The following is a 23,570-nucleotide window of genomic DNA, read 5'->3' as shown; positions in this document are numbered from 1 at the left end:
GCGACCACGGCCGCACGATGGTTAACAGCGATTCTCCGTCACGCCGGTGACACACTGGGTCTTCATGCCGCCCCGTCACCACCAGCCCGAGGCCCTGCTCGCCAGCCTTTCCACCGAGCGCGGCAGGTCGGACCGCCTCACCCATACGGAGCACCTGCCCGCCAGGGAGGCCGGCCATGCGCCCTGGCCGGAAGGAATCCGCCAGGAGGTGGTCGCGGCGGCCTCGAAGCTCGGCGTGGTGCTGCCCTGGGCGCACCAGGCCGAGGCGATGGACCTGGCCCTGGGCGGGCGGACCACGGTGATCGCCACGGGCACCGCCTCGGGCAAGTCGCTGGGCTACCTGGCCCCGCTGCTGAGCGACCTGCTGACCGGCACCGAGGCCCGCAACGGGCGCGGCGCGACCGCGCTCTACCTGGCCCCGACCAAGGCGCTCGCCGCCGACCAGCGCCGGCGCGCCGCCGAACTCGTCCCCGAGCGGGTCCGGGTGGCGCTGTACGACGGCGACACCCCGCCGCAGGAGCGCGAGTGGGTCCGGCAGTACGCCTCCTACGTGCTGACCAACCCGGACATGCTGCACCGCGGGATACTCCCGGCCCACCCGCGCTGGTCCTCCTTCCTGAAGACGCTGAAGTACGTGGTGGTCGACGAGTGCCACACCTACCGCGGCGTGTTCGGCTCGCACGTCGCCCAGGTGCTGCGGCGGCTGCGGCGGCTGTGCGCCCGCTACGGCTCCGAGCCGACCTTCCTGCTGGCCTCCGCGACCACCGCCGAACCCGCCGTCACCGCGGAACGGCTCACCGGGCTGCCCGCCACCGCCGTCACCGAGGACCGCTCGCCGCGCGGCCCGCTGGTGTTCGCGCTCTGGGAGCCGCCGCTGACCGAGAACGTCGGCGAGCACGGCGCGCCCGTCCGCCGCACCGCCACCGCCGAGACCGGCTACCTGCTCACCGACCTGGTGCACAACGGGACCCGCACCGTCGCCTTCGTCCGCTCCCGACGGGCCGCCGAACTGGTCGCGCTGCAGGCCCAGGAGCAGCTGGGCCACCCGCTGGCCGAGCGGGTCGCCGCCTACCGGGGCGGCTACCTCGCGGAGGAGCGGCGGGCCCTGGAGCGCGACCTGCACACCGGCCGACTGCTCGGCCTCGCCTCCACCTCCGCGCTGGAACTCGGCGTGGACGTCTCCGGCCTGGACGCCGTGCTGATCGCCGGCTACCCCGGCACCCGCGCCTCGCTCTGGCAGCAGGCCGGACGGGCCGGGCGCGACGGGCAGGGCGCGCTGGCGGTGCTGATCGCCCGGGACGACCCGCTGGACACCTATCTGGTCCACCACCCCGAGGCGCTGTTCGACACGCCCGTGGAGGCCACCGTCCTGGACCCCGACAACCCGCACGTGCTCGCCCCGCACCTGTGCGCGGCCGCCGCCGAACTCCCGCTCGGCGAGAGCGACCTGGACCTCTTCGGCCCCTCCGCCGCGCCGCTGCTGCCGGTGCTGGAGCGCTGCGGACTGCTGCGCCGGCGCGCCGACGGCTCCTGGTACTGGACCCGCCGCGAGCGCGCCGCCGACAGCGTGGACCTGCGCGGCAGCGGCGGCAGCCCCGTGCAGATCGTCGAGGCCGACACCGGGCGGCTGCTCGGCACCGTGGACGCCGAGGCCGCGCACACCACCGTGCACACCGGAGCCGTCCACCTGCACCGGGGCCGCAGCTACCTGGTCCGCGAGTTCGACCTGGAGTCCTCGGTCGCCCTGGTCTCCCCCGCGAACCCGCCGTACACCACCACCGCCCGGGACGTCACCTCGATCTCGATCCTGGACACCGACGCCGTCGAGGAGTGGGGCGAGGCCCGGCTCGGCTACGGCTCGGTGGAGGTCACCAACCAGGTCGTCGGCTACCTGCGCAAGCGGATCTCCACCGGCGAGGTCCTCGGCGAGAGCAAGCTGGACCTGCCGCCCCGCACGCTGCGCACCCGGGCCGTCTGGTGGTCCGTCACCGAGGACCAACTGATCGACGCGCTCGTCCCGTTCGACCAGCTGCCCGGTGCGGCGCACGCCGCCGAACACGCCTCGATCGGCCTCCTCCCGCTGTTCGCCACCTGCGACCGCTGGGACATCGGCGGCGTCTCCGTGCCCCTGCACCCCGACACCGGCCTGCCCACCGTCTTCGTCTACGACGGCCACTCCGGCGGCGCGGGCTTCGCCGAACGCGGATTCCGCCGCGCCGTCGAGTGGCTGACCGCCACCCGCGACGCGATCACCGCCTGCGCCTGCGAGCGCGGCTGCCCGTCCTGCGTCCAGTCCCCGAAGTGCGGCAATGGCAACGAACCCCTGGACAAGGCCGCCGCGGTCCGCCTCCTCACCGTCCTGCTCGCCAACGCCCCGGCCTCCCGGGAGAAGCCCGACACCGCCGGGGAGACCTCCGCCAGTTGACGGGCCATCGGTCAGGACCGGAGGCCGGGTGCGGGCGACCGGCACCGGCCGGCTCCTCGGGGCGTCGGCCTCGTCGCCCCAGGCCCAGAGCGGTCCGGCCCGGGAGCGGGCCCGGGCCGGGCCGAGGGGCAGCAGGACTCCGTGGACCGGCACCTGGACCACCACGTCCACCGCGTCCTGCCCCGGGACGGTGGTGCAGGAGACCAGTTCGGCCCGCTCCTGACGCCCGGTCAGTTCCGCCGCCCGCCCGCACCCGCCGTCCGGGTCGAGCAGCAGCCGCCCCGCCGCGGCCAGCGCGGCGAGATCGGCGGCCGACTCGGCCCGGTGCCGGGCCGCCACCGCCGCGCCCAGCGTCAGGCAGGCCGAGAAGACCACCACCCCGAGCAGCCCGAACGACACCAGCCAGACCGTGGCCGAGCCGCGGTCCGATGCCTCATCAGCGGGCTTTTCCGACAATCCAGTTGGCGGGACCGACCCCGGCTCGTTCCGGTCGGCGGTTCGTGCGCGCATGCGTGCCCCTCCTCTCATCCGTCTCCGGTCAGTACGTCCTCCCGGGCGCCGACCGCTGTCGCGGTGAGCCGCACCGAGAGCAGCGCGGCGAGCCGGCCAGGGCCCGGGCAGGGGGCCTCGACCGTGACCCGGGCGGTGTCGGCGTCCAGGGCGACCTGGACCTTCGCGCCGTGCGGGGCGGCCGTGGTGGCCCGGGCCACCGCGTCGGTGTCCCCGCGGGCGGCGGCCCGGGCACCGACCCGGGCCGCGTCCACGCAGCGGATCTGGGCACCGGCCGCGACCACGCCCCAGGTCAGCATCACCGCGAGCAGCACCAGTGCGGGCAGCCCGACCGCCGTCTCGGCCGTCACCATGCCGGCGTCCGGCGCCCTGGGTCGCCCGGACGGCCGTCGGCGCCCGGACGGCGGGCGGTGCCCGGACCGCCGCCGCTCAGACCGCATGCAGGGCCCGGTCGAGGATCTCCGAGAGCGCCCCGGAGACCGCGCCACTGGTCACCACCTTGTAGAGCACGGCGGCGAACGCGCAGGCGGCAACCGTCCCGATGGCGTATTCGGCCGTGCTCATGCCCGCGTCCGGCGGGCCCGCCGCGACCTTTCGGCAGCGGTGGCGCAGCCAGCCGCCGAGCTTGCGGGCGGCGAGCGCCGCAGTGGTCGGACGGATCGGTACGCAGAGCGTCCTCATGGAACAAGTCCTTTCTTCGACGATCGACTTGGTGGGGAAGGGATGGGCGGGGAAGGGAGTGGAACGACCGGGGCCGACCTGCGCCGGTCACAGGCGCTGGGCGAAAGCACCGGTCAGCCCGGTGACGACCGGGACGACCCCGATCAGCACGAACGCGGGCAGGAAGCAGAGCCCGAGCGGTGCGGTCGCCAGCACCCCGGCCCGGCGGACCCGCGCGTGCGCCGCCCTGGCGGCCGCCGCCCGCTGGGACTGGGCCAGCCCGGCCAGCGCCCCGGCCGGCGGGGCACCGCTCACGGCGGTGCGGGCCAGGCAGCGGGCGAGCGGTGCCATCGGCGGGCAGTCGGCGGCCAGGTGCTCCCAGCAGTGTTCCGGGGAGGCGCCGAGGGCGAGTTGGGCCGCGACACCGGACAGGCGGTCCCGCATCGGCGGCGGCACGCTGGCGGCGACTGCCCGGGCCGCCCCGGCCGGGGAGCTGCTCGAACCGAGGCAGGCCGCCAACAGGTCTGCCGTGAGTGGCAGTTGGCGCACCAGCCAGTCCCGTTCGGCGGCCCGGCGGCGCTCACCGGGCGACCGGACCCGGGGCAGCAGCCGCCACCCCGCCCAGCCGACCAGCGCTCCCGCCACCAGCCCGGCCCAGCCTCCGACCAGCGCCCCGGCCGTGAGGCCGAGCAGCCCGGCCAGCGGCCGGTCCCCCGCCAGCCGCCCGAGCAGCCGTCCGACGGCGGGCCCGGCCCGGCCGCGCCACCCGCCCCGCGCCGGACGGACCGCCACCGCCGGGACGCACCGCTCGGCCCGCCGCCGCACCGACCGCCACCACGCCGCGGCCAGCACCTCGCCCGCCAGCCCGGCGGCAGCCGCCGGCACCAGAACCACCGTCCCGTCCACCACGCTTCCTCCGATTCACCGACACCGAACACCTGTCACCGACCCACCGCCCGGTCGCCGCCACCGTCCGCCACCCGCCCCCGCCCCCGCCCCACGGGCCGGGGACCCGGCGGCCGGGCCGTGGCGGGTCCGGCTGATCCCGCAGCCGGTGGCCGGGGCCCTGGGTGGCCGCGGCCGGGCCGGGGCGTCCTCGGCCGCACGGACGATCCGAGCCGTCCAGAACAGCCCGGCCGTCTCCAGGGCGCCCCCGGCCAACAGGCAGAGCAGACCGGCGGGGGTGTGCAGCAGGACGTGCACGGGGTGCGCACCGAGCGCGGTGCCCAGCCCCAGGCCGACCGCCGGCAGGGCGGCGAGGACGACCACCGTGGTGCGCGGGCCCGCGAGTTCGCCCGTGATCTCCTCCGTGAGGGCCCGCTCGGCGCGCAGCGCGTCCGCGACCTGTTCGAGGCCGGTGGCCAGGCCCGTCCCGCTCTCGGTGCTGACCTGCCAGCAGGCCGCCATGGCTGCCGCGCCCTCTCCGCCCGGCAGTTCGGCCACCAGGCGGAGCGCCGCGGGCAGGTCCGCGCCGTAGCGGCCGGCGGCCAACCCGACCGCCGGTCCGGCACCGAGGCGGCGGCCCCAGTCGGGCGCGGCCCGGGCGAGGACGGCGTTCATCGCCTGCTCCGGCGTCGCGCCGCTGTGCAGTTCGGTCGCCAGACCGGCGCACAGCTCGATCACCGCCACGGCCCGCTGCCGGGCCGCCCTGGCCACCCCGCGCCGGGCCCGCCAGCGGCGCACCGGCAGCACCGCGCAGGCCGCCCCGAGCAGCGGCAGCACCGAATCGGTACCGTGCCCCGCCGCCGCCCCGACCGGGAGCAGCAGCAGTTCGGGCACCAGCCAGCGGGGCCGCCGCCGCTGCCACGCCGCCCCGATCCGGCCGAGTCGCCCGCCCGGGCCGACGGGACCGCGCGACCCCGCCAGCACCCGCCGCGCCCGGCCGGCGCCACGCACCCTGCGGCGCACCGCGAGCAGCCGCCCCGCCCCGAACGACCCGAGCGCGAGCCCGACGGCCACCGCCCCCACCGCGACGGCTCCACCGGCCGGGCCCGCGGCCCCGACCGCGCCGCACACCCGCAGCACGAGCAGTTCCAACAGCCCGCTCACCACGGCCACCCGGCCCCCGAGCGCAGCAACTGCCAGGCCGCCGCCCCGACCACGCAGAGCACGACCACCCAGGCGAACTCGACCTGTTGCACCGTCATGTCCCCTCCCCCGCCGCCCGATCGACGGGCACCGGATCGACCGGATCGACCGAGGAAGCTCCGGGGAGCGCAGGACGAGAGCCACCCGAGGAAGCCGGGGACAGCGCCCCGACCATCTCCCGCTCGCCGGGCACCGGCTCGACCGGCTCGGCCCCGGCAACCACGGCGGGCAAGCCACCCGGGAGCGCCCTGGCCGGTTCCCCGACCCTCGCCCGGTCGACGGACACCGGCTCGACCGGAGCTGCGCCAGGAACCGCAGGGTGCAAGCCGATCGGAGATTCCTGGGCCGGTTCTTCGACCGCCGCCAGTGCCAGGTCCGGTGGGAGGTCGACGCCGCGTTCGGCGCAGAGTTCCCGCAGTCGGGGCCAGCCCGGCCCGGGGCGGCTGCGGCCGTCGCGCTCGAAGTGGACGGCGGCGAGGGTGGCGGTCAGCCCGTCGGCGTCCCCGACCAGCAGGTGCAGGCCGGTGACCCGGCGGCGGCCGTCGGCCCGGTCGCGGCCCAGGTGGACGATCGCGTCGAGCCCGGCCCGGAGCTGGCTGTGCAGCGCGTGCCGGTCGAGTCCGGCGAGTGAGCCGAGCGCCTCCAGCCGGGCGGGGACGTCGGCGGCGGTGTTGGCGTGGACAGTGCCGCAACCGCCTTCGTGGCCGGTGTTGAGGGCTGCCAGCAGGTCGACCACCTCGGCGCCCCGGACCTCGCCGACCACCAGCCGGTCGGGCCGCATCCGCAGGGCCTGGCGGACCAGGTCGCGCAGGGTCAGCTCGCCCAGCTTAGGAACAGTTCAGCTGTCTCAGGGCTCGTACTGTCTCAGAAGCCCGCAGGCACACAGCCAAGAGCTGGTGATCAACCCTATGGCCGCGGTGTCTCAGCGGGATCGGCAAAGCGTTATCTATCCGTGACCTGCGAGATGGCGCCCTCTGGACGCAGTCTTCTCTCACGGGAGGCTCAGTGCCTGGCCCGCCAGGAGGCCGCCCAGGTGTCCAACGAGGGTGCCAACGATGGGCCCGTCGTCGACATGCCGTCAGCTTTGGGGCCTCCAGCAACGGCCTCGCTGGTCGGGAACCTTCTCCCAACGGACAGGCCCGGCCAGATTCCTTGGGCAGTGCGGAGGGACGACACCGTCTCCGGCGGCGGTGCCCGCTTCCGCCCGGCCTGCGCGCTTCCTGACCCCCCGAGGAGGCCGCAGTGCTCGGGTCCGGATGTCAGGCCGGGCCGATAGCGTCATTCACCCGCCAAGCTGAGCCGAGGGCACAGCGTGTCGGCCGTTCACCCGATCGGAGGCGGCGCGCATCCTCGCGTTCCCGCCGTCTCCCTTGGTGCGTCAGGGGTGTTCAAGGAACTGGTGGGCATCTCTGGAGGGATGAAGGGGGAGAGATGACATCCCGTTTCGCGGATCGTCAGTGCCACGTGCTTGACTGCTGGCAGGATCAGGAGCCTCCAGGGAAGGAGCCAGACATGCCCACCGTGATCGATAAGACGCGCTCAGAGGTTGAGGAGTGGCGTGCCCGCCTGCTCGCGCAGACCCGCCTGACCGAGGCAGAACTGGCGGAGCGTGCTGAGACGTACCAGCTCACCCCTCTTGAGGCCGACATTTGGGCCACTTTGCAGGGTCTGGGCTACCTTCTTGAGGGTGACGACTGACCCGCTCAACGAGGATCTGGACCTACACCAGTACGCGAAGGACTTCGCGACAGAGCTGACCGGGACGCTCCAGGGTGTGCTTCCGGTGACTCCCAGCTTCCACGCGGTCCACCAGGGGAAGCGGATCTGGGTCACCACGGTCGCCGACTCCGGCGACGGCCTCCCCACTCAGCGCAAGATCGATCTGCTCATCAACGGGAAAGCCGAGATGAGCATGACGGTCGAGTATTTCTGCTGCTGGGATCAGGCTGGCCAGTTCCTCGCAGTGGACAACTCGGCCGTCAAGATCTACTGCCGCGGACAGCAAGAGCCGTTGTTCCGCTACGAGTACGTACGCAAGCACGGCACCTGGCCTCCAGCCGCCCACATCCAGCTCCACGCCCACCGTGACGAGATCGCCTGGATTCAGCGGCTGGCGGCGCACGGTAAGCCGGCCGTCATGACCAAGAAGGACTCGGTCCCTCGTCTGTCCCAGATCCACTTCCCCGTGGGCGGGCACCGGATGCGTCCGGGGCTCGAAGACGTCCTCCTGATGATCGTCCGTGAGTTCGGCATCGACACCGTGGACGGCTGGGAGGACGCGCTCCTCGCCGGCATCCAGCTCTGGCGGCACAAGCAGGTGCGGGCTGCCGTACGCGACGCACCTGACGAAGCCGCCGACGTACTCCGGCAGCTCGGGTACGAGGTGACCGCGCCAACAGGCACGAGTCCCGGGTCCGCACCCCCGAAGCTCTACCTTCCCTGAAAGTAAAGCTTCGGGGCTGAGCCCCTGCGGGCGGCCTGGGGGGAGCGTCTGAAAGGCAAGCGAAGGCAGGAGCGTACCTGCTATTTACCTGACCAGCCTCAGGACAGGTCGCTGATCTTCAGGGACATCCAGCAACTCTCGGACACGTGCAGGCTTCCAGCCGAGTTCCCGCGCTAGCTTCTCTATAGTCAGGCCACTGTCTTCGACTGCAAGCTGAAATGCCTGGCGCAGGAGGACTGGCTGTTCACCAGCAAAGCTACTAACTGGCTCGGGAGTGAAACCGGGCTGCCCATCCAGCGCCCGCAAGCGTTGATAAGTCCTACTGGTTGTCGCGTCCGAGATCAAGCCCAGCTCCCGGCAGCGGTAAATCAGGGAGTGGATCGAAACTCCCCACGTGCGACGGAGGTCGGCAAGCTGCGCAAGGTCCATTCGCCTGGGCAGCAAAGGGAGGATGCTTTCCTGAGGAGTAAGGAATTCTGCAGCAAACGCGTCGGCTTCCCGTTCCTGACGACTGTCGCCCGTCGCGTCCCCGTGCAAGACCAGGTGCCCAAGCTCATGTGCCGCACTGAACCGGTGACGGTAGACGTCATCGGTCCGGTTGTACGTCAGGACTACCAGCGGGCGCGGGGCACGGGTGGAGAAGGCGTCGACAGTTGCCGCCGAGGCGTCCGCGCTTGGCGGCAGCACAACCACTATGCCGTGAGACTCCATCCGCCGGACGAGATGCGTGACGGGGCCGGTTCCCAGGCCCCATCGACGCCTCAATTCACGCGCTGCGGACGCGGGCTCAGCGGGAAGGTCTTCCCCCGGATGAACCTCCCCGCCGGCGAAGCCAGGAAGGTCCACGAATGGCATCTGAATGCGCTTCTCCAGCGCGAAAGTGAGCTCCCAGATTTGCTCGGCGAATGCTAGGGATCGCTCCCGCTGAGCTTTAGGTGTGCTTCGCAAGCTCCGGAAATGCGCCATGGACGAGTCGAGCCGATTGCTGGGCCTGCCGACCAGGAAGAACTGCATCGGCACATCTAGGAATTCGGCAAGCCTGGGAATTAGCTCTGGGCGAGGCTTTGATACTCCCGTCTCGTACTGTCCTACCGCAGCAGGAGTAACACCCAGGTAGGCCGAGACATCCTTCTTCGTCATCTCGGCCAGTCGCCGGGCCTGGGTCAGGCGGGCAGGGTCGAACCCGTCACAGATGGCGCGTGGAGTGACTCCGCGCTCCTCCATGCCTGGGATCAGATCTTGCTTACTTCTCATCGTCTTCGTTCACTCGGGGCTCGATCGGCTGCTCTTCAGTCTCAGGGGCCAGGTCCAGCTTCACATCGCTGTCCGGACGGGACGACAGGAACACCGGCGGCTCCTCGCCCTGATCGAAGCCCGTGAGCGCCTCGGACACGGTCACACCCTGCTCCGGCACGGAGTGCAGCTTGATCTGCCTCGTCGCCTGGTCGGGAACCGGCAGAGCCTCGGGTGTGGACGCCCACTGGAGGGTCGTGCCGTCGATCCCCAACGAGGCTACCCCCCAGTAGGACTCCAGCAGGCCGCCGACATTGCAGGCGAACGGCACCAGCACGAGCTTCGTGTCGGGCGGCAGGTCAGCCAGGCCGGCCCGCAGAGCAAGGACGTCATCATCGGTCTCGAACCCGTCGAACTCCAGCGCCTCTTGGAAGGTGTCGGGAGCGGTGCCGAAGTTGGCAAGCAGTTCCTTGATCAGAACCGAGGTGTGCGGGATCCGGGCAACCCGGACATCCGCCTGCGTCTTGGCATACCGGAACGGATAGATCAGCCCCTTGCCGACCAGCACGAGTTCGAAGCCGAAGCCGCGGGGCTTGACCAGACGGGCACCGGGAATGGTGATCAGCTCGTCTGCGATTCTCTCGAACTGCCCGGTGTAACGGGCCGCGCCGTACGGGTGAGCCGGCCTGACCGAAGCCTCCTCCTGTGCCGCGCGCGCATTGGCGTGCATGTTCCGGAGCCCTTGTCCGAGTCCGCTCCGGACCCGGTCTGCGTTCTGGTCGAACAGCTGCTGCTGCCACGGCACGGCCTCGTACATGCGTCTGATCCCCTTCCGGGCAGGAACTTCTCAGCTGAGCAGATCACGATCATTGGCACTTTAGTTGATCTACGGCACTTTGCACAAGTGCTTCAGGGGGCGGCGTGTCGGGCTGTGGCACAGGAGTCGCGTCGGCAAGAGACGGCCGGTCTGGCTAGCTGGCCAACGAGGCGCCGAGTCCCTGCTGACGGTGCACGTGAGTGCGCGTGTCGTATTGGTTCAGCCCCTCTCAGGGCTTCGCGTAGTCGCCGGGTACGGTGCTGACTGGACACAGCCAGGCGATCGAGGGCCGTCTGGCGATGATGGCGAGACGAGGGCCCATGCAGAACCGGTACGGGGGCGGCTGCGCAAAATGCTCGGTGTGGGTGTTCGAGGGAGGCGGCTTCCTCAACAAGACAGACGGCAGCTGGGTGGTGAAGTGCGCAACCTGCCACGACCTTGGGGCACTCTATGAGTCCGAGGAGTTCGACCCGGCAGACATAGGCTTGCACCTGCCCAAGGTGCGCTCGCCGTTGACCGCAAGGTTCGTGTCTCTGCGCATTCTCGGACTGACCCGCGAGTGCTGGAAGTGCCACAGGGACACGACATGCCTCGCCGGGCTGTACCCGGAGAGGCCAGCACGCGGGTTCAACTCGCTGCACATGGGCGACGAGGACACACTCGCTCTCTCCCAGAAGCTGCTGCAGCAAGGCGGACGGTCAGATCTCGCCGCGACGATCAAGAGCCGGTACAGCAGCACCATGGGTTCGCGGTACCTGTCCGTCGGCTGCGTCCACTGTGACGCTCTGCAGGGTGACTTCTACCTGCAGGACGAGGTCATCGAGCGTCTCCATCTGCATGGGCTGGGCGGCCTGGAGAACCTGCTGGTCGTGGATTGCCCGGTTCTCGACTGGTATCCGGTGGTCCACCAGAACAGCGGCGGGATCTGGATTGACAGCTGACGGGAGCTCTAACGACTCGGAGACCGCCGGCCTGGGGCCCTGGCCATCGGTCTCGTTCGCGGTTCGACGCGTGTGGCTCGCCCAGGCTCACGCGCCTATCGCGACAGGGACGGCTTGGTCATGTACATCTTGATGATGGAGGCTGGCACCCGGATCGGCTCGTAGGGGGCGATTTCGTCAGCGATCACCTGGGCCAGCTCGTCGATCGTCCGCACTACGTACCTGGGCGGGGTGATCCAGATTCGAGGGGTGGCGTCCCGGTCGTCGCTGTTGTGGATGATCTGGGCGTAGAAGTGCCCGAGGCCCTCTTCCCAGCCCCAGGTGCCGTAGTGCTCCCAGCCCGGCATTGCAAAGTCGTGGAGTCCGCCGACGTTCTCCTCCGTGACCGGCTGGGGGATCGGCGAGTGCTTGTCGGTGTACGACGGCCCGTAGACGATCTCCCAGGTCCCGTCGGAGTGCTCGAGCACGTCCATCTTCACGTGCTGCTTGAGCTGGCGGAGTTGCTGGCGGAACTCCTCCGCGGTGAACCCGGCCCGGGCCGCGAGTGCCGGCAGGTCGGTCTCGGTGACGTCCAGGCCCATGATCTCGGGGATCTCGTGGCCCCACATGCTGGTGGTGGGTTCGGTGTGCTCGGCCAGTACCAGCAGCACCCGCTTGGCGAGCGGATCGGCGACGGCCAGCTGCTGCACGTACTTGATGGCCTGGTCGCTCACTCGAACTCCCGTTTCTTTGCTTCCGGTTAGCACGCCGCGCGGTAGATGGATCACGCTACCGCGACGACTGGCTGGCTCGCGGCCGTTCCCCCCCAGGGCGGCCTTAGGCGGCGTCGGGGTCGAGACGAAGGCGACCAGGCATTGCGGAGCCTCCCGTGGATCTAGGCAGAAGCCTGACGCAGCGCCAAGCCGACTGCGATGATCGGCGAATGCGTACACTCCTGACCCTTGTCGGGCTCGCTGTCGTGTGCTGGATCGCGAACATCGCCAAGCCGACGGTCCTGCGGTGGTGGGAACGGCTGGTGCTCGGGCCGGTGCGACGTCTGCGGGACCGACTGGTGGCAGAGCCCGTGAACGAGATACTGATCAGTGCGGGGCGCGTACTGCCCCACGTCGTGGGAGACCGGGTGCCGGACCTCCAGCCCGGCTTGGTCGGTACGGCGATACGCCGGTGCTTCGAGCAGGTCATCAACGCCCTCCCGATCTATGCCGTCGCCGTGATCATCCTGGTGAGGATGGATGGCCAGAGCGTCATCGACGCCCTCCGGCATGCCGTGGCGGAGGCGAGCCACCCCACCGGGGCCCACACTGTGCGCGATCCACTCAGCTCACTGTTGCTCGGGATCGTCTCGGCGCCGGTCGTCATCGGCAAGAAGCTCCCCGTCCTGCTGTCGGAGCACGGCGCCGTCAAGCTCGTTCCGCTGCTGCTGGCCGGCGCTCTGGTCTTCGTTGTCCTGAGGAGGCTCATGCCCATGGGTGTGGCCGATTCCCTTCGTGGGGAGCCTGGTCACCCAGCCCTGGACCGCAGGCACAACTCGGTGAACTGGTCGGGAGTTGCCGTCCTCGTCGCCACCGCGACCCGGTGTGCGCGTGTTCATCTGCAATGGAGCGCGGAGCCGTCTCTGGATGCACTTTCCCGGGTCTCGCTCAGAGCGGCGGAGCGGGAGATCCGAAAGGCTTACCAAGCTCGCGGGTACCGGCTGAGGCGGCACCAGCGCCGGGTGGCGAAGGCGCATGCGGCGAAGGTGATCGGTGCGTTGCGGGCGGATGAGGCGCGAGTGTTGTCGGAGCCTGCTGCGGCGTTTCAGGACCTCGCGGTCAAGCTGATGACGATTGCGAGCAGGTATGCGGAGGGGCGATGCGCCGCGCTCCTGGAGGAGGAAGATCTCGGGGCGGAGCCGGTCGTCGACCGGCCGTTCCTGCGCTGGCTGGGTGTTGCTGGTGGTGGTCTCGGCGTGGTCGTCGCAGTGACGTACTCGGGACTGCCGACCAGCTTGACCGGGCCCGTCGTCACTGTGGGAATCGCAACGCTGTTCCTCGCGCTGTTCCGCGGCAGTCAGCTGACCGACGCGGCTCAGGCGGCGAGCATGTTCCGTGCCAGCGCGTGACGATTCAGGCCCGGACCGAGCGGCTGTAGCTTCGGGGCCACGGCAAGGTGAATGCCAACCCCGAGTGGACGAGCTTGGCCCCGGCGACTTGACCGAGGTCAGCGGTCCACCGGGGCTTTCAGAACGAGTGTAAGAGCAACAGGCACCCTCTGGCGCGGAGGCCGAGGCGCGAGTCACGCTGCCATGACGGGAAGCGCGCGCAGGCGCTCGCGGAACTCGGCGACGGCGGGTTCGGCGTAGTGGGGCTTGAGGTAGCCGTCGAACTTGGTGAGGCGGTTGACGGCGCGCACGGAGTGGACCTGGGTTTCGAGGAGGCCGAGGCCGCGGTTGGCGGCGTCGAGGGCGCCGTCGAGGTCCTTGCCTGCGAGGCGGGCGGTGGCGAGGCGGCCCGCGCGGACGGCCTGGTCGCGGGGGACGGCGTGGTCGATGGACGAGGCCAGCGCGCTGGTGGCCCGGTCGAGCTGGCCGGAGCGGAGCATGATCTTGCCCTCGGTAGAGCTGAGCTGGGCGTCGCCGTACCAGGAGAGCCAGCTCGGGAGCTGGTCGCCGCCGTTCCTGGACCACAGGTCGTGGGCGCGGTTGAGGGCGGAGCCGGCCTTCTGGTGCTGGCCGTCGCGGGACAGGCTCTCGGCGTGGTGGAGTTCGAGGTAGCTTCGGACGCCGGGCTGCATCGTCGGCGGGGTGTTGGCGAGGGCGGTCTCGACCTGGGCGACGCGCTCGGCGGGGTTGCCGGCGTCGGAGAGGTGGACGCCCATCTCGGCGAGCAGGAAGCCGCCGAGGGCGTCGTCGCCGACGGTCTTGGCGGCGCGCAGAGCGCCGAGGTAGTACTGCTGGCCAGCTGAGCGCAGGCCGCTGTCGTAGGCCATCCATCCGGCGATGTAGTTGACCTGGGCGGCCAGACCGAGCAGGCGGGCCTCTACGGCTTCGGTGTGGCGGCCCTGCTTGAGCAGGGCCGTGATGATGGCGAGGTCGCCGCGGGCCTGCTCGATGAGGCGGGCGCCGCCCATCTGCGCGTCCAGGCTCTGGAGGGTGGCGACGCGGGATTCGAGGGTGTCGACCATGGCGTCCGTCACCTGGTCGCCCCCGAGGGCGGAAGCGAAGGCGGGCGAGGCGGAGGCCCAGCTCGCGGCGACGGTGGCCATGGCGGCCCCGGTGATGGTGAGAAAGCCCCGCCGATCCATATGCCCACTCCTGACCAGTTCCACCAGTACGTCCACGGTACCGGCCTTCGTCCACGGCGCCGTGATGCCGGTCACTTCCCACACCGGGAGCCACATCGGCCACGGATTGGCAACCAGCGTACGGGGATTGACGCCGAGAAGGTCGGCCAGAACGAACTGCGCGTCTGGCTCGGGCTCCTGGCCCTGCTCCCACTTCCACACCAGCGTCCGGTTGGTCGCCAGGTGGATCTTCAGCACGGCTCCGTGGTCGCGCATCATGCGCGCGAACTGGATCTTTCCCCATCCGTGTAACCGCATCAGGTGGGTGAGTGGGTGGACTGCCAGAACGTCTGAGCTCATCTCAACCCCCGGCGATTCATGACCTGTTGGTGAGCGTACTGCTACCCGCTGTGGCGCGGGCCGCATCGAGGAGAAACCCCCCAGAAACGTTCCGAGTTGCGCTGCGGCACGGCGAACCTGTACCGGCCGCCCGGCCCCGGAAGCCGACGAGGGGAGGAGCCATGAAGGCAGTCGAGAAACCGCATCAGAGCCGTCAGTGCAGGCGTCGCGGGGCACACCGCGACCCGGTGGGGACAGCGCTCACCGCGCTGTGGGGCTTGGGCCACGTCGTAACGCTCGCGCTGCTCGGGGTCGCCGCCGACCACCAGCTGAGCACCGATCACCCGGTCGCGGCACCGCCCGCACGGTCCCTTACCGATCACGATCCGGCCGTCTGAAGCCCGGGCCCGCGCTGCCGCGACTGCCCGTAACGAAGCCGGCACCCGCCCGACGACTTGGAGGACAAGCACCGTGCCACGCCTGCAAGCACCACTGACCCACCCGCGAGAGACCGCAGCCACGGCAGTACCCGCAGCCTTCGCCCGCCGCACCGCCGTCGTCACCGGTGCCGCCGGATTTATCGGCTCGCACCTGTGCGAGCGACTGCTGGGCCTCGGGGCGGAAGTGGTCGGCGTCGACAACCTGCTGACCGGCCGCCTCGACAACCTCTCGCACCTGCGCTCGGTCGGCGGCTTCCGCTTCCAGACCGACGACGTGACCCGGCCGTTCACGGTCGCCGGCCCGGTGGACTTCGTCTTCCACCTCGCCTCGCCCGCCTCGCCCCTGGACTACGCCCGCCACCCGCTGGCCACGCTGAAGGTCGGCGCGATGGGCACGCTCAACGCCCTCGAGTTGGCCGACGCCAAACACGCACGGTTCCTGCTCGCCTCGACCTCCGAGGTGTACGGCGACCCGCTCGTGCACCCACAGCCCGAGCAGTACTGGGGCAACGTCAACCCGGTCGGACCCCGCAGCGTCTACGACGAGGCCAAGCGGTACGCCGAGGCCCTGACCTCCTGCTTCCAGCGCTCCGGCGGCACCCGCACCCGGATCGTACGGATCTTCAACACCTACGGCCCGAGGATGCGCGCCGACGACGGCCGTGCGGTGCCGGCCTTCATCCAGCAGGCGCTGGCGGGCGAGCCGATCACGGTGGCCGGCGACGGCAGCCAGACCCGCTCGCTGTGCTTCGTGGGCGACACAGTCGCCGGTCTGCTCGCCGCCGCCACGGCGGAGCACGCCGACCCGGTGAACCTGGGCAACCCGCACGAGATCACCATGCTGCAGCTCGCCGAGGAGATCCGGGCGATGACCGGCTCCGCGTCCGCGATCACCTTCATCCCGCTGCCCGCCGACGACCCCAAGCGCCGCTGCCCCGACATCACCGCCGCCCGCGCCCACCTCGGCTGGGAGCCCACCACCCACCTGCGCGACGGCCTGCGCCAGACCCTCGACTGGGCCCAGCAGCACTTCCCCCGCCAGGCCAGCGCCACCACCGGAAGGAGCGCCTCGTGAACACCACCTCGCGCCCGCTGCCCGCGATCGTCTGCGGAGTCGACGACGGATACGCCCGCCCGCTGCGGACGCTGATGCACTCGATCGCCGCCGTCCACCCTGGGACCGTCGGAGAGCTTCGCCTGATCGTCCTCGACCAGCAGATCAGCGACGCCAACCGGAACGCGATCCTGCGGGACGCCGACCGCACCGGCCTGCGGACCGAGCTGCGGCCGGCACCGGTGACCGACCCGCGGTACCCGGTCTCCGACTGGGTCAGCGGCGCCGTGTACGTGCGCCTGGCCATCCCGGAGGTCATCCCCGACGAGCGACGGGTGCTCTACCTGGACGCCGACACCATGGTGCTCGGCGACCTCCGGCCGCTGCTGCGGCAGTCCCTCGACGAGCACCCGATCGGCGCGGTGCGCGACCCACAGAACCCGGTCATCGGCCGCGGCATCCAGCTGCCCGGCTGGGACGAGCTCGGCGTCCCGTACGGCCGGGACTACTTCAACAGCGGCGTCATGCTCATCGACCTCGAGCGCTGCCAGCGGCTCGGCGTCTTCGACCGCTCCCGGCAGTTCCTGTCCGAGCACCCCGACAAGGTCCGGTTCTGGGACCAGGACGCCCTGAACTGGGCAGTCGACGACAACTGGCAGCGGCTGGACCGGCGGTGGAACACCTTCGCCATGTCGCCGCAGGCCGCCCAGCCCGGCTTCATCCACTACGCCGAGGCCGAAAGCCCGCTCGCCCAGCTCCTGAAGGACGAGAAGACCGCCGCCCTCGTACACTTCGCCGGCCCCGACAAGCCCTGGCAGGACACCTACCCGGCGGGCCAACTCCGGGACACCTACCGCCTGTTCCACGACTACGTCGCCGACGGCGGGGCCGAGTGAGCACGCGAGGACGCAAACCGCTGTGGCGAAGCGCCACTTGGTGGATCGCCGCCGCCGTGGCCACGCGCAACCTGAACGGGCACCGGCAGGTCCGCCGGACGCTGGCCCGGGTCGACCGGCCCGCGCGGGCTGGGGACCGACGGGCGGAGGAGCCGATGGTGCTGCACGTCATCGTCCCGGTGCTGCGGGAGCAACAGCAGATCACCGCCGCACTGGCCTGGTTCGTCCCTCTCCTGCGCGACCTCCCCGGCTCCACGCTGACCCTGGTGACCACAGCCCGCGAAGAGGCCGAGCGGCAGCACCTGGCCGCCCAGCTGGCGGGGGCGACGGCGGCCGACCTCACGGTGGAGCACTTCCCGCAGCTGACCAGCGACGAGCTGGCCGCCCTCGGCAAGGCCCTGACCGGCACCGGCGAGAGCGCGCTGACCGATGCCGTGGCCACCGAGGTGCTGTCCGGCTTCCCCACCACGGCGGACGTCGTCACGGCGGAACTCGCACGCCTGCCGGAGCCCGACCCGGTGATCCGGCACGTCCACTACCGGGGCGACGGACGCAAGGCAGCGCAGGTGAATGCCGCCGTCGAACAACTCGCCACCGCCGAACCGGGCCAGGAGTACGTCGCCGTCTACGACGTGGACTCCCGCCCGAGCCGCGAGCTGCTGGCGCGGACCGCCGAGTTCCTGGCCCACCGCCGGGCCGACGACGGCGAACTCCCGTGCATCGTCCAGCAGTCCGCCCGCTTCTCCACCCAGGGTGCAGCCGGCACCTGGTGGGAGCGGAGCCTGTGCCGAGGCGCCGCCCGCGCCCAAACCCTGTGGACTCTCCGCCGGGAGATCCCCAACCTCCGCCGGCACGCCGACGCCGCCCGCCGCCCGCACACCACCCCCGGTCTGTCGGGGCTGGCCCAGACCGTCGGCCACGGCCTCCTCGTGCGTACGGACGTCTTCCGGCAAGTCGGGGGCTTGCCGACCTTCACCGTCCTCGACGACGTCGCCTTCGGCTACCGGCTCACCCTGGACCGCGTCCCGGTGGACAGCCTGCCCTTCACCACCACCGTGCCGGCAGCCGAGTACCTGAGCGAGCTGCTGGCCCAGAGCGAGCGCTGGTTCCAGAGCTACCTCGACTACCCGCAGTGCGCCACCCGCTGGCACGCCGAAGGCCACGGCCGCCGAGCCGACCACGCGGCGGCCCTGACCATCGGCGCCTACCGGGGCATGGCCTGGCTGCTGGTGTCCCCGGCCACCGCGCTCTGCCTGACCCTCGCGCTCGGCCCACGCACGCGGCTGCCCGTCCGGGCGGTGGCCGCGACCGCGCTCTGGGCGGTCACCATCGCACCGGTCCGCGCACTCGCCGCTGCTGAAGATCGCCCCCTGACGGGGCGGGAGACCGCCGTGCGGAGCACGGAAACGCTGGCCGGGCTCCTACTCAAGAGCGTCGGCCCGCTGACCGCGCTCGGCCGCTGGGCGGTCACCGGCACCCGGCACACCGCGCTCGCCCCCAAGAGCAACCGCCGCACCGCCCCATCCACCACCACGGACAGGGAGTTCGCGTGATCCTCGGCATCGAGGGCGTCAGCTGCGTCGGCAAGACCACGCTGGCCGCCCAGCTCGCCCCCCACCTGAACCGGCCCGCCGTCATCCCTTGCTACTACCACGCCAGCCCCGACTCCACCCGGCTGCCGGCCCCCGAGCCGTTCACGGCCGAGCACCAGCTGGCCAACATCGCCCAGTTCCTGGAAGTCGAGGACCTGCGGCTCGCCCGGGCCAGGCAGGCCCACATCGAGGGCCGGGACGTGATCCTCGACCGCACCGTGGACACCCTTCTCGCCCACGCCCACGCTGTCGGCCGGATGCACGGCTTCGACTGCGACGACCAGGCCCGGCGCCTGGTCACCAGCCGGCCGGTGGCGATGCCCGACCTGACGATCGTGCTCACCGCCGACCCGGACGTGCTCGCCCGCCGGGCCCGCCTGCGCAAGGGCATGCCGACGATCTTCTACGACCGGCACTTCAGCGAGCACTTCAACGCCTACCTCGCCCACCCGCTCGCCCCGGCCGTCGTCCTGCTCGACGCCGACTGCGGCTCGCCGGGCGACCTCACCGCCCGTGCCCTCGACTACGTCAACCGCCACCAGGCCGCTCAGCACCGCCCCGGCCCGGCGCTGGGGCCGCACCCGCTCAAGGAGGCGTCGTGAAGGCCGCGATCATCGGCTGCGGCGCCATCGCCAGCCGCTGGGTCCGCTCCCTGCTCGCCGACGGCCGCATCGAGATCACCGCCCTCGTCGACCCCGACCAGCAGGCGGCACGGGTGCTCGCCGCCCGCTACGGGCTGAGCCCGGCCGTCGCCACGACGCTTCCCGAGGCGCTCGCCCAGGCCGAGGCCGACGTCGTCGTCAACCTCACCCCGCCCGAACTCCACTACCCCGTGAGCCGCTCGGCGCTCGCCCAGGGCTTGCACGTCCTGACGGAGAAGCCGCTGGCCCTGAACCTGCCCGACGCCCTCGACCTCGTCCACCTCGCCCGCGAGCGCGGCCTGCTGCTGGCCGTCATGCACAACCGGGGCGCCGACCCGGACTTCCTCGCCTTCGCCGACACGGTCCGCTTCGGCGGACATGCGCCGTTCGCCGTCACCGCCGACACGCTGGTCACCCTGCCCGGCCCGGGCTTCCGCAGCGGCCAGCACCTGCCCGTCACCACGGACCTCGCCGTCCACGCCTTCGACCAGGTCCGCGGGCTGATCACCGCGCCGCCCATCGAAGTGACCTGCACCGAGACGATGACCGGCTTCCTCGCGGCCCACAGCTCGATCGCCGCGATCACCGTCCACTTCGCCGACGGCTCCCTGTTCACCTACCGAGGCGGGTACATCGTCGACCCGGCCCTGCGGACCGACGCGAACGGCGACTGGCGAGTGGAGGGCCGGGGCTTCGCCGCCCGGTGGGCCCCGGACCCCAACCGTCAACGGGACGCGCCCGAGGCCGGGCCTCCGGCCTACCAGCGGTGCATCACCGCGATGGTCGACGCCCTCCACCAGGGCGGCCGCCTGCCGGTGCCCGCCGCCGACAACCTCGCCTCCATCGCCCTGCTGGACGCCGCCCTGGCCTCCGCCACCAGCCGCCGCCCCGTCCCCGTGCCGGAGGTGCCCGATGCCCGCCCCTGACGTGATCAGCCGACCGCACCCGCTGCTGGTCGACGCTCTCGCCGCGGCGGGCTTCGACACCGCCGACGCGCACTTCGCCCCGCTCAAGTCCGGCACCGACAGCCTCCCCTTCGCGGCCACCACCCGCGACGGCCACCAGCTGGTCGTCAAGGTCCGCCGGTCGGGCAGCCGCTCCCGCTACCCGACCGCCGCCTGGGCCTCGGCCCGCATGCGCGAAGTCGGCATCCCGGCCGCCGAGATCCTCTGGCACAGCCGGGAAGCGTGCGTGGAGACCCGTTGCCCCGGCCGGCCTATCGAAGCCGAACCGCCCACGCCGCAGGACCTGGACGCGGCGAGGTGCGCGGGCGAGGTGCTCCGGCGCCTGCACACCATCGAGGTCGGCAGCTTCGGCCAGCTCGACGGCCACGGCATAGGCCAGCACGCCACCATTCAGGGCTGGTTCCTCAGCCTCGCGTCCCGCGGTATCCCGGACATCGACGGCCTCGACCTGGCCCGGCTGCTGCACCGGACCCGCTTCATCCTGGACGTCGGATCGGGCCGCCTGCCCCGCAGCACGCCCCGGCTCCTTCACGGCGACTGGGTCGGCCGGCACCTGTTCACCGACGACCGGCAGATCACCGGCGTCGTCGACCTGGAGAGCGTGCGCGGCGGCGACCCGCTGGCCGAACTCGCCGGCTGGTCGCTGCGCGAACCCGCCCCGATGACCGAGGCCCTGCTCGACGGCTACTTCGACGGCCCGATCCCCGCTGACCGCCTGCTGTCGCTGGTCCTGTTCCGCCTGCGCATCGCCTACTCGCTGCTGCACGTCCACGCCTCCTGCGACGAGACGGACATGGTCCGGCTGCGGGCCGCCCAGCTCCAGGCCGACCTCGACGACCTCGACCACGGCCACCTCGCCGCCGTCCCCCGCATCACCCCCGACGCCGACTCCGACGCGCGCCGCCGCCCGTAACCCCGCCCAACATCCTGTTGCCCCTGCCCGGAAGGACACCCGTGAACGACCCCGCCGTCACCCTCCCGTTCCCCCGCCGGCCAAAGTACGGCCAGGCCGAGAAGGACGCCGTTCTCAAGCTCCTCGACGACGGCCACCTCTCCGAGATCAACCGCGGCCCGGCCACCAACGCCCTCGAAGCCGCCTTCGCCCGCCTCACCGGCACCCGCCACGCACTGTCGTTCAACTCGGGCACCGCCTCCCTGCACGCCGCCCTCCACGCGGTCGGCGCCGGCCCCGAGGCCGGTGTCGCCGTCTCCCCGATGACCTGGGTCTCCGCCATCACCGCCGTCTTCCAGGCCGGGAGCTACCCCGTCTTCTGCGACATCGAGCCCGACAGCCCGAACATCGCCGCCACCGCCGTCGCCGAGGCCGCCGACGCCTGCTCGGCGGTCCTGGCCACCCACACCTGGGGCATCCCCGCCCGCATGGATCAGCTCACCAAGGCCACCGGCCTGCCGGTCGTCGAGGACTGCTCGCACGCCCACGGAGCCCTCTACCAGGGCCGCGCGGTCGGGTCCTGGGGTGCGGCCGGCTGCTTCAGCCTCCAGGAGTCCAAGGCCGTCTCCGGCGGCGAGGGCGGCATCCTGACCACCACGGATCGCCAGGTCTACGAGCGGGCCCTCACCCTCGGCCACCACCCCGCCCGCCTCGCCGCCGAGCTCACCCTGCCCGAGCTGAAGCCGTTCGCCACCACGGGCGCCGCCTACAAGTACCGGATGCCCGCCCTGTCCGCCGTCATCGCCCGCCAGCAGCTGCGATCGCTGCCCGACCGGATGCTGGCCGCCGAGCAGAACCTCGCCACCCTCCGCAAGGCGCTGGAGGAGTACGACGTGCCCCTGGCCTGGCCCGAGATCGGCGAACTGTCGGTGCGCGGCTGGTACGGCACCCCGCTGACGATCGGCGTCCGCGTGCCGGACCCGGCCGAGCTGAGCAAGCGGTTCAAGGCCGCCGGCGTTCCCGTCCGCTCCCTGTACGAGGACTGGACCCAGGCCCCGCTCCTCCAACGCCCCGAGCTCGCAGCCCGCTTCTGGCCGCACCTGACCCACAGCCCCTACCGGCCGCCGACCCGCGAGGAGCTGCCCAACTTCCACCGGGCGATGCGGCAGATGATCGTCCTCAAGGTGCCGCAGATCCCCGCGCCGGACTACATGGAGCAGGTCGCCGAGGCGCTGGCCGCCGTGCTGGTCCGCACGCTGGTCACGGCATAGCCGCGAACGCCTCCTGCACCACCTCGCGCCGCTCGGTCCACCAGGCCAGCAGCCGCTCGGCGGGCAGGAACAGGTGGTCACACGAGTGGTCGTCGCGGTCGTAGTGGAAGACCAGCTGCCAGTAGTCCGACATACGCTTCCACCACAGCCGCTCCACCGCGTCCGCCAGGGCCGACACCGGAAGCTGCACCACCGACCGGTAGCCGGCCACGAACGCGGAGGTCCGTTCCAGGTCGAGGAAGCCGTCCTCGCCGCCGAACTGCACGGTGGCGGTGCGGGCGACTTCCTCGCCGAACGGGCGCACGCGGATGCGGTCCCAGTCGATCACCCCGGCGATCTTGCCGTCGCGCCACAGCACGTTGCGGTGCTGCACGTCACCGTGGGTCCAACCCGCCGGGCCGGCCGCCACCTCGGTGGTGGGGTGAAAGTGGGCGTACTTGTCGAGCAGTACCTTGCGCTCGCCCAGCGCCTGGGCGGCCTCGGTGTCGAAGGCTGTCGGGCTGTCCAGGGCGGCGATCCGCGCGAGATACCGGTTCGCTTCGACGCGCGCCCAGTACGGGGTGATCACCGGGGCTGTCGGGGGCTCCGATGCCGGCGGCAGCAGGCGGGTGGTCCGCTCGTCGTTCAGGCTTCGGTGGATCTGGCCGAGCAGGACGCCGAGGTCTCCGGCCTGGTCCAGGGTGAGTTCCGTTCCCGGCTGGTGGCCGCCTTCCAGCCAGGGGATCAGGCAGTAGCCGCGGTCCGCGACCTCTGCCACGGTCTCCCCAGAGAGGGCGGCCATCGGCCGTCCGACCGGGACTCCGGCGTCGGCCAGCTCGGACATGACGGCGAGGTTGCGGCGGGCGAGCGGCAGCGGCACGTCCATGATCCGCTTCAGTGCGAACGCGCCGTCTGCCGTCTCGAGCCGCCAGTTGCCGTTCATCAGGCCGTTGGGCAGGAAGCGGCACGCCTGGACCTCACCGAGCCCGAAGGACTCGCAGAGGACCACCAGGTCCTCCTCGATGATGCTGTAGCGCGAGCCGCACGAGGGGTCGTCCATCGCTTCCGTCACCCAATGCAGGCTAGCGGAGGACGCGGCCCTGCGAGGCCGGTTCGTCCACCC

The 23,570-nt window shown here is 71.7% G+C and carries 22 protein-coding genes and 2 pseudogenes; 13 read left to right on the top strand and 11 right to left on the bottom strand.

Translation table 11 applies throughout. From position 1 onward, the window contains the following. Positions 1-64 precede the first annotated feature (64 nt). Entirely contained in the window at positions 65-2,425 is a 2,361-nt protein-coding gene (locus tag ACIOHG_RS32860) for a DEAD/DEAH box helicase (RefSeq protein WP_400956059.1), read from the top strand. Positions 2,426-2,575: 150 nt separating this feature from the next. Here the strand turns inward: ACIOHG_RS32860 and ACIOHG_RS32855 are convergent. The 6 genes and pseudogenes from ACIOHG_RS32855 to ACIOHG_RS32830 form a co-directional block, all read right to left on the bottom strand. Then, a pseudogene (locus ACIOHG_RS32855) lies at positions 2,576-2,935 on the bottom strand (Rv3654c family TadE-like protein); the annotation flags it as partial. A 14-nt stretch (positions 2,936-2,949) separates the two neighbouring features. Beyond that, a complete protein-coding gene (locus tag ACIOHG_RS32850; RefSeq protein WP_400956057.1) occupies positions 2,950-3,288 on the bottom strand; it encodes a TadE family type IV pilus minor pilin in 339 nt (112 codons plus the stop codon). A gap of 76 nt (positions 3,289-3,364) precedes the next feature. Beyond that, positions 3,365-3,616: a DUF4244 domain-containing protein gene (locus ACIOHG_RS32845; protein ID WP_400956055.1), complete on the bottom strand. Its 252-nt coding sequence runs from the start codon at positions 3,614-3,616 to the stop codon at positions 3,365-3,367. Between the two features lie 87 nt (positions 3,617-3,703). Continuing rightward, positions 3,704-4,501: a type II secretion system F family protein gene (locus ACIOHG_RS32840; protein ID WP_400956053.1), complete on the bottom strand. Its 798-nt coding sequence runs from the start codon at positions 4,499-4,501 to the stop codon at positions 3,704-3,706. 15 nt (positions 4,502-4,516) lie between these two features. Beyond that, the gene (locus ACIOHG_RS32835) at positions 4,517-5,644 is read right to left on the bottom strand and encodes a type II secretion system F family protein (protein ID WP_400956051.1); all 1,128 of its coding nucleotides are present in this window, start codon (positions 5,642-5,644) and stop codon (positions 4,517-4,519) included. A gap of 430 nt (positions 5,645-6,074) precedes the next feature. Further along, positions 6,075-6,509: pseudogene (locus ACIOHG_RS32830) on the bottom strand (ATPase, T2SS/T4P/T4SS family); the annotation flags it as partial. A 686-nt stretch (positions 6,510-7,195) separates the two neighbouring features. Here ACIOHG_RS32830 and ACIOHG_RS32825 point away from each other — a divergent pair. Further along, a complete protein-coding gene (locus ACIOHG_RS32825; protein WP_400956049.1) occupies positions 7,196-7,381 on the top strand; it encodes a hypothetical protein in 186 nt (61 codons plus the stop codon). After that, the gene (locus ACIOHG_RS32820; protein ID WP_400956047.1) at positions 7,371-8,126 is read left to right on the top strand and encodes a hypothetical protein; all 756 of its coding nucleotides are present in this window, start codon (positions 7,371-7,373) and stop codon (positions 8,124-8,126) included. Before ACIOHG_RS32825 ends, ACIOHG_RS32820 begins: the two co-directional genes overlap by 11 nt. Before the next feature lie 84 nt (positions 8,127-8,210). Here the strand turns inward: ACIOHG_RS32820 and ACIOHG_RS32815 are convergent, their stop codons facing one another. Then, positions 8,211-9,350, bottom strand: coding sequence for a helix-turn-helix domain-containing protein (locus tag ACIOHG_RS32815; RefSeq protein WP_400956045.1), 1,140 nt, complete (start codon positions 9,348-9,350; stop codon positions 8,211-8,213). A 19-nt stretch (positions 9,351-9,369) separates the two neighbouring features. Beyond that, on the bottom strand, positions 9,370-10,176 hold the full coding sequence (locus ACIOHG_RS32810) for a hypothetical protein (RefSeq protein ID WP_400956043.1): 807 nt from the start codon (positions 10,174-10,176) through the stop codon (positions 9,370-9,372). Positions 10,177-10,496: 320 nt separating this feature from the next. Between ACIOHG_RS32810 and ACIOHG_RS32805 the strand changes: the two genes are divergently transcribed. Further along, entirely contained in the window at positions 10,497-11,117 is a 621-nt protein-coding gene (locus ACIOHG_RS32805) for a hypothetical protein (protein WP_400956042.1), read from the top strand. Between the two features lie 95 nt (positions 11,118-11,212). Here ACIOHG_RS32805 and ACIOHG_RS32800 read toward each other — a convergent pair whose 3' ends face one another. After that, complete coding sequence (locus ACIOHG_RS32800; protein ID WP_400956041.1) at positions 11,213-11,830, bottom strand: hypothetical protein; 618 nt, start codon at positions 11,828-11,830, stop codon at positions 11,213-11,215. Positions 11,831-12,039: 209 nt separating this feature from the next. On the opposite strand from ACIOHG_RS32800, the gene ACIOHG_RS32795 reads away from it, so the two are divergent. Further along, positions 12,040-13,218, top strand: a complete 1,179-nt coding sequence (locus tag ACIOHG_RS32795) for a hypothetical protein (protein WP_400956040.1) — start codon at positions 12,040-12,042, stop codon at positions 13,216-13,218. A gap of 173 nt (positions 13,219-13,391) precedes the next feature. On the opposite strand, the gene ACIOHG_RS32790 is transcribed toward ACIOHG_RS32795, so the two are convergent. Beyond that, a complete protein-coding gene (locus ACIOHG_RS32790; RefSeq protein ID WP_400956039.1) occupies positions 13,392-14,738 on the bottom strand; it encodes a transcriptional regulator in 1,347 nt (448 codons plus the stop codon). Between the two features lie 161 nt (positions 14,739-14,899). Between ACIOHG_RS32790 and ACIOHG_RS32785 the strand changes: the two genes are divergently transcribed. The 8 genes from ACIOHG_RS32785 (at position 14,900) to ACIOHG_RS32750 (ending at position 22,468) form a co-directional block, all read left to right on the top strand. Further along, positions 14,900-15,115, top strand: coding sequence for a hypothetical protein (locus tag ACIOHG_RS32785; RefSeq protein ID WP_400956038.1), 216 nt, complete (start codon positions 14,900-14,902; stop codon positions 15,113-15,115). Positions 15,116-15,188: 73 nt separating this feature from the next. Next, on the top strand, positions 15,189-16,232 hold the full coding sequence (locus tag ACIOHG_RS32780) for a UDP-glucuronic acid decarboxylase family protein (RefSeq protein ID WP_400956037.1): 1,044 nt from the start codon (positions 15,189-15,191) through the stop codon (positions 16,230-16,232). Then, positions 16,229-17,107, top strand: coding sequence for a glycosyltransferase family 8 protein (locus ACIOHG_RS32775; protein ID WP_400956036.1), 879 nt, complete (start codon positions 16,229-16,231; stop codon positions 17,105-17,107). Before ACIOHG_RS32780 ends, ACIOHG_RS32775 begins: the two co-directional genes overlap by 4 nt. Before the next feature lie 56 nt (positions 17,108-17,163). Beyond that, positions 17,164-18,660 carry a glycosyltransferase family 2 protein gene (locus ACIOHG_RS32770; RefSeq protein ID WP_400956035.1) on the top strand — a complete coding sequence of 499 codons (1,497 nt, stop codon included), beginning with the start codon at positions 17,164-17,166 and terminating at the stop codon, positions 18,658-18,660. Beyond that, on the top strand, positions 18,657-19,301 hold the full coding sequence (locus tag ACIOHG_RS32765; protein WP_400956034.1) for a dTMP kinase: 645 nt from the start codon (positions 18,657-18,659) through the stop codon (positions 19,299-19,301). The genes ACIOHG_RS32770 and ACIOHG_RS32765 overlap by 4 nt, the downstream gene beginning before the upstream one ends. Further along, positions 19,298-20,266, top strand: a complete 969-nt coding sequence (locus ACIOHG_RS32760; protein ID WP_400956033.1) for a Gfo/Idh/MocA family protein — start codon at positions 19,298-19,300, stop codon at positions 20,264-20,266. Before ACIOHG_RS32765 ends, ACIOHG_RS32760 begins: the two co-directional genes overlap by 4 nt. Then, positions 20,253-21,218 carry a phosphotransferase family protein gene (locus ACIOHG_RS32755; RefSeq protein ID WP_400956032.1) on the top strand — a complete coding sequence of 322 codons (966 nt, stop codon included), beginning with the start codon at positions 20,253-20,255 and terminating at the stop codon, positions 21,216-21,218. Before ACIOHG_RS32760 ends, ACIOHG_RS32755 begins: the two co-directional genes overlap by 14 nt. A 41-nt stretch (positions 21,219-21,259) precedes the next feature. Then, complete coding sequence (locus ACIOHG_RS32750; RefSeq protein WP_400956031.1) at positions 21,260-22,468, top strand: DegT/DnrJ/EryC1/StrS family aminotransferase; 1,209 nt, start codon at positions 21,260-21,262, stop codon at positions 22,466-22,468. Here ACIOHG_RS32750 and ACIOHG_RS32745 read toward each other — a convergent pair. Next, positions 22,458-23,519 carry a homoserine kinase gene (locus ACIOHG_RS32745; RefSeq protein WP_400956030.1) on the bottom strand — a complete coding sequence of 354 codons (1,062 nt, stop codon included), beginning with the start codon at positions 23,517-23,519 and terminating at the stop codon, positions 22,458-22,460. The genes ACIOHG_RS32750 and ACIOHG_RS32745 overlap by 11 nt on opposite strands. Between the last annotated feature and the right edge of the window lie 51 nt (positions 23,520-23,570).

The organism is Kitasatospora sp. NPDC088134 (assembly GCF_044741705.1).
In the GTDB taxonomy this organism is placed as follows: domain Bacteria; phylum Actinomycetota; class Actinomycetes; order Streptomycetales; family Streptomycetaceae; genus Kitasatospora.
The sequence above is the reverse complement of the archived record's forward strand: the minus strand, read 5'-3'. Positions and strand labels throughout refer to the sequence as shown.

Coding starts and splice junctions, on each gene's coding strand:
- ACIOHG_RS32860 (WP_400956059.1), top strand. CDS start 65: ATGCCGCCCCGTCACCACCAGCCCGAGGCCCTGCTCGCCAGCCTTTCC.
- ACIOHG_RS32850 (WP_400956057.1), bottom strand. CDS start 3,288: ATGGTGACGGCCGAGACGGCGGTCGGGCTGCCCGCACTGGTGCTGCTC.
- ACIOHG_RS32845 (WP_400956055.1), bottom strand. CDS start 3,616: ATGAGGACGCTCTGCGTACCGATCCGTCCGACCACTGCGGCGCTCGCC.
- ACIOHG_RS32825 (WP_400956049.1), top strand. CDS start 7,196: ATGCCCACCGTGATCGATAAGACGCGCTCAGAGGTTGAGGAGTGGCGT.
- ACIOHG_RS32815 (WP_400956045.1), bottom strand. CDS start 9,350: ATGGAGGAGCGCGGAGTCACTCCACGCGCCATCTGTGACGGGTTCGAC.
- ACIOHG_RS32810 (WP_400956043.1), bottom strand. CDS start 10,176: ATGTACGAGGCCGTGCCGTGGCAGCAGCAGCTGTTCGACCAGAACGCA.
- ACIOHG_RS32805 (WP_400956042.1), top strand. CDS start 10,497: ATGCAGAACCGGTACGGGGGCGGCTGCGCAAAATGCTCGGTGTGGGTG.
- ACIOHG_RS32795 (WP_400956040.1), top strand. CDS start 12,040: ATGCGTACACTCCTGACCCTTGTCGGGCTCGCTGTCGTGTGCTGGATC.
- ACIOHG_RS32790 (WP_400956039.1), bottom strand. CDS start 14,738: ATGAGCTCAGACGTTCTGGCAGTCCACCCACTCACCCACCTGATGCGG.
- ACIOHG_RS32785 (WP_400956038.1), top strand. CDS start 14,900: ATGAAGGCAGTCGAGAAACCGCATCAGAGCCGTCAGTGCAGGCGTCGC.
- ACIOHG_RS32755 (WP_400956032.1), top strand. CDS start 20,253: ATGCCCGCCCCTGACGTGATCAGCCGACCGCACCCGCTGCTGGTCGAC.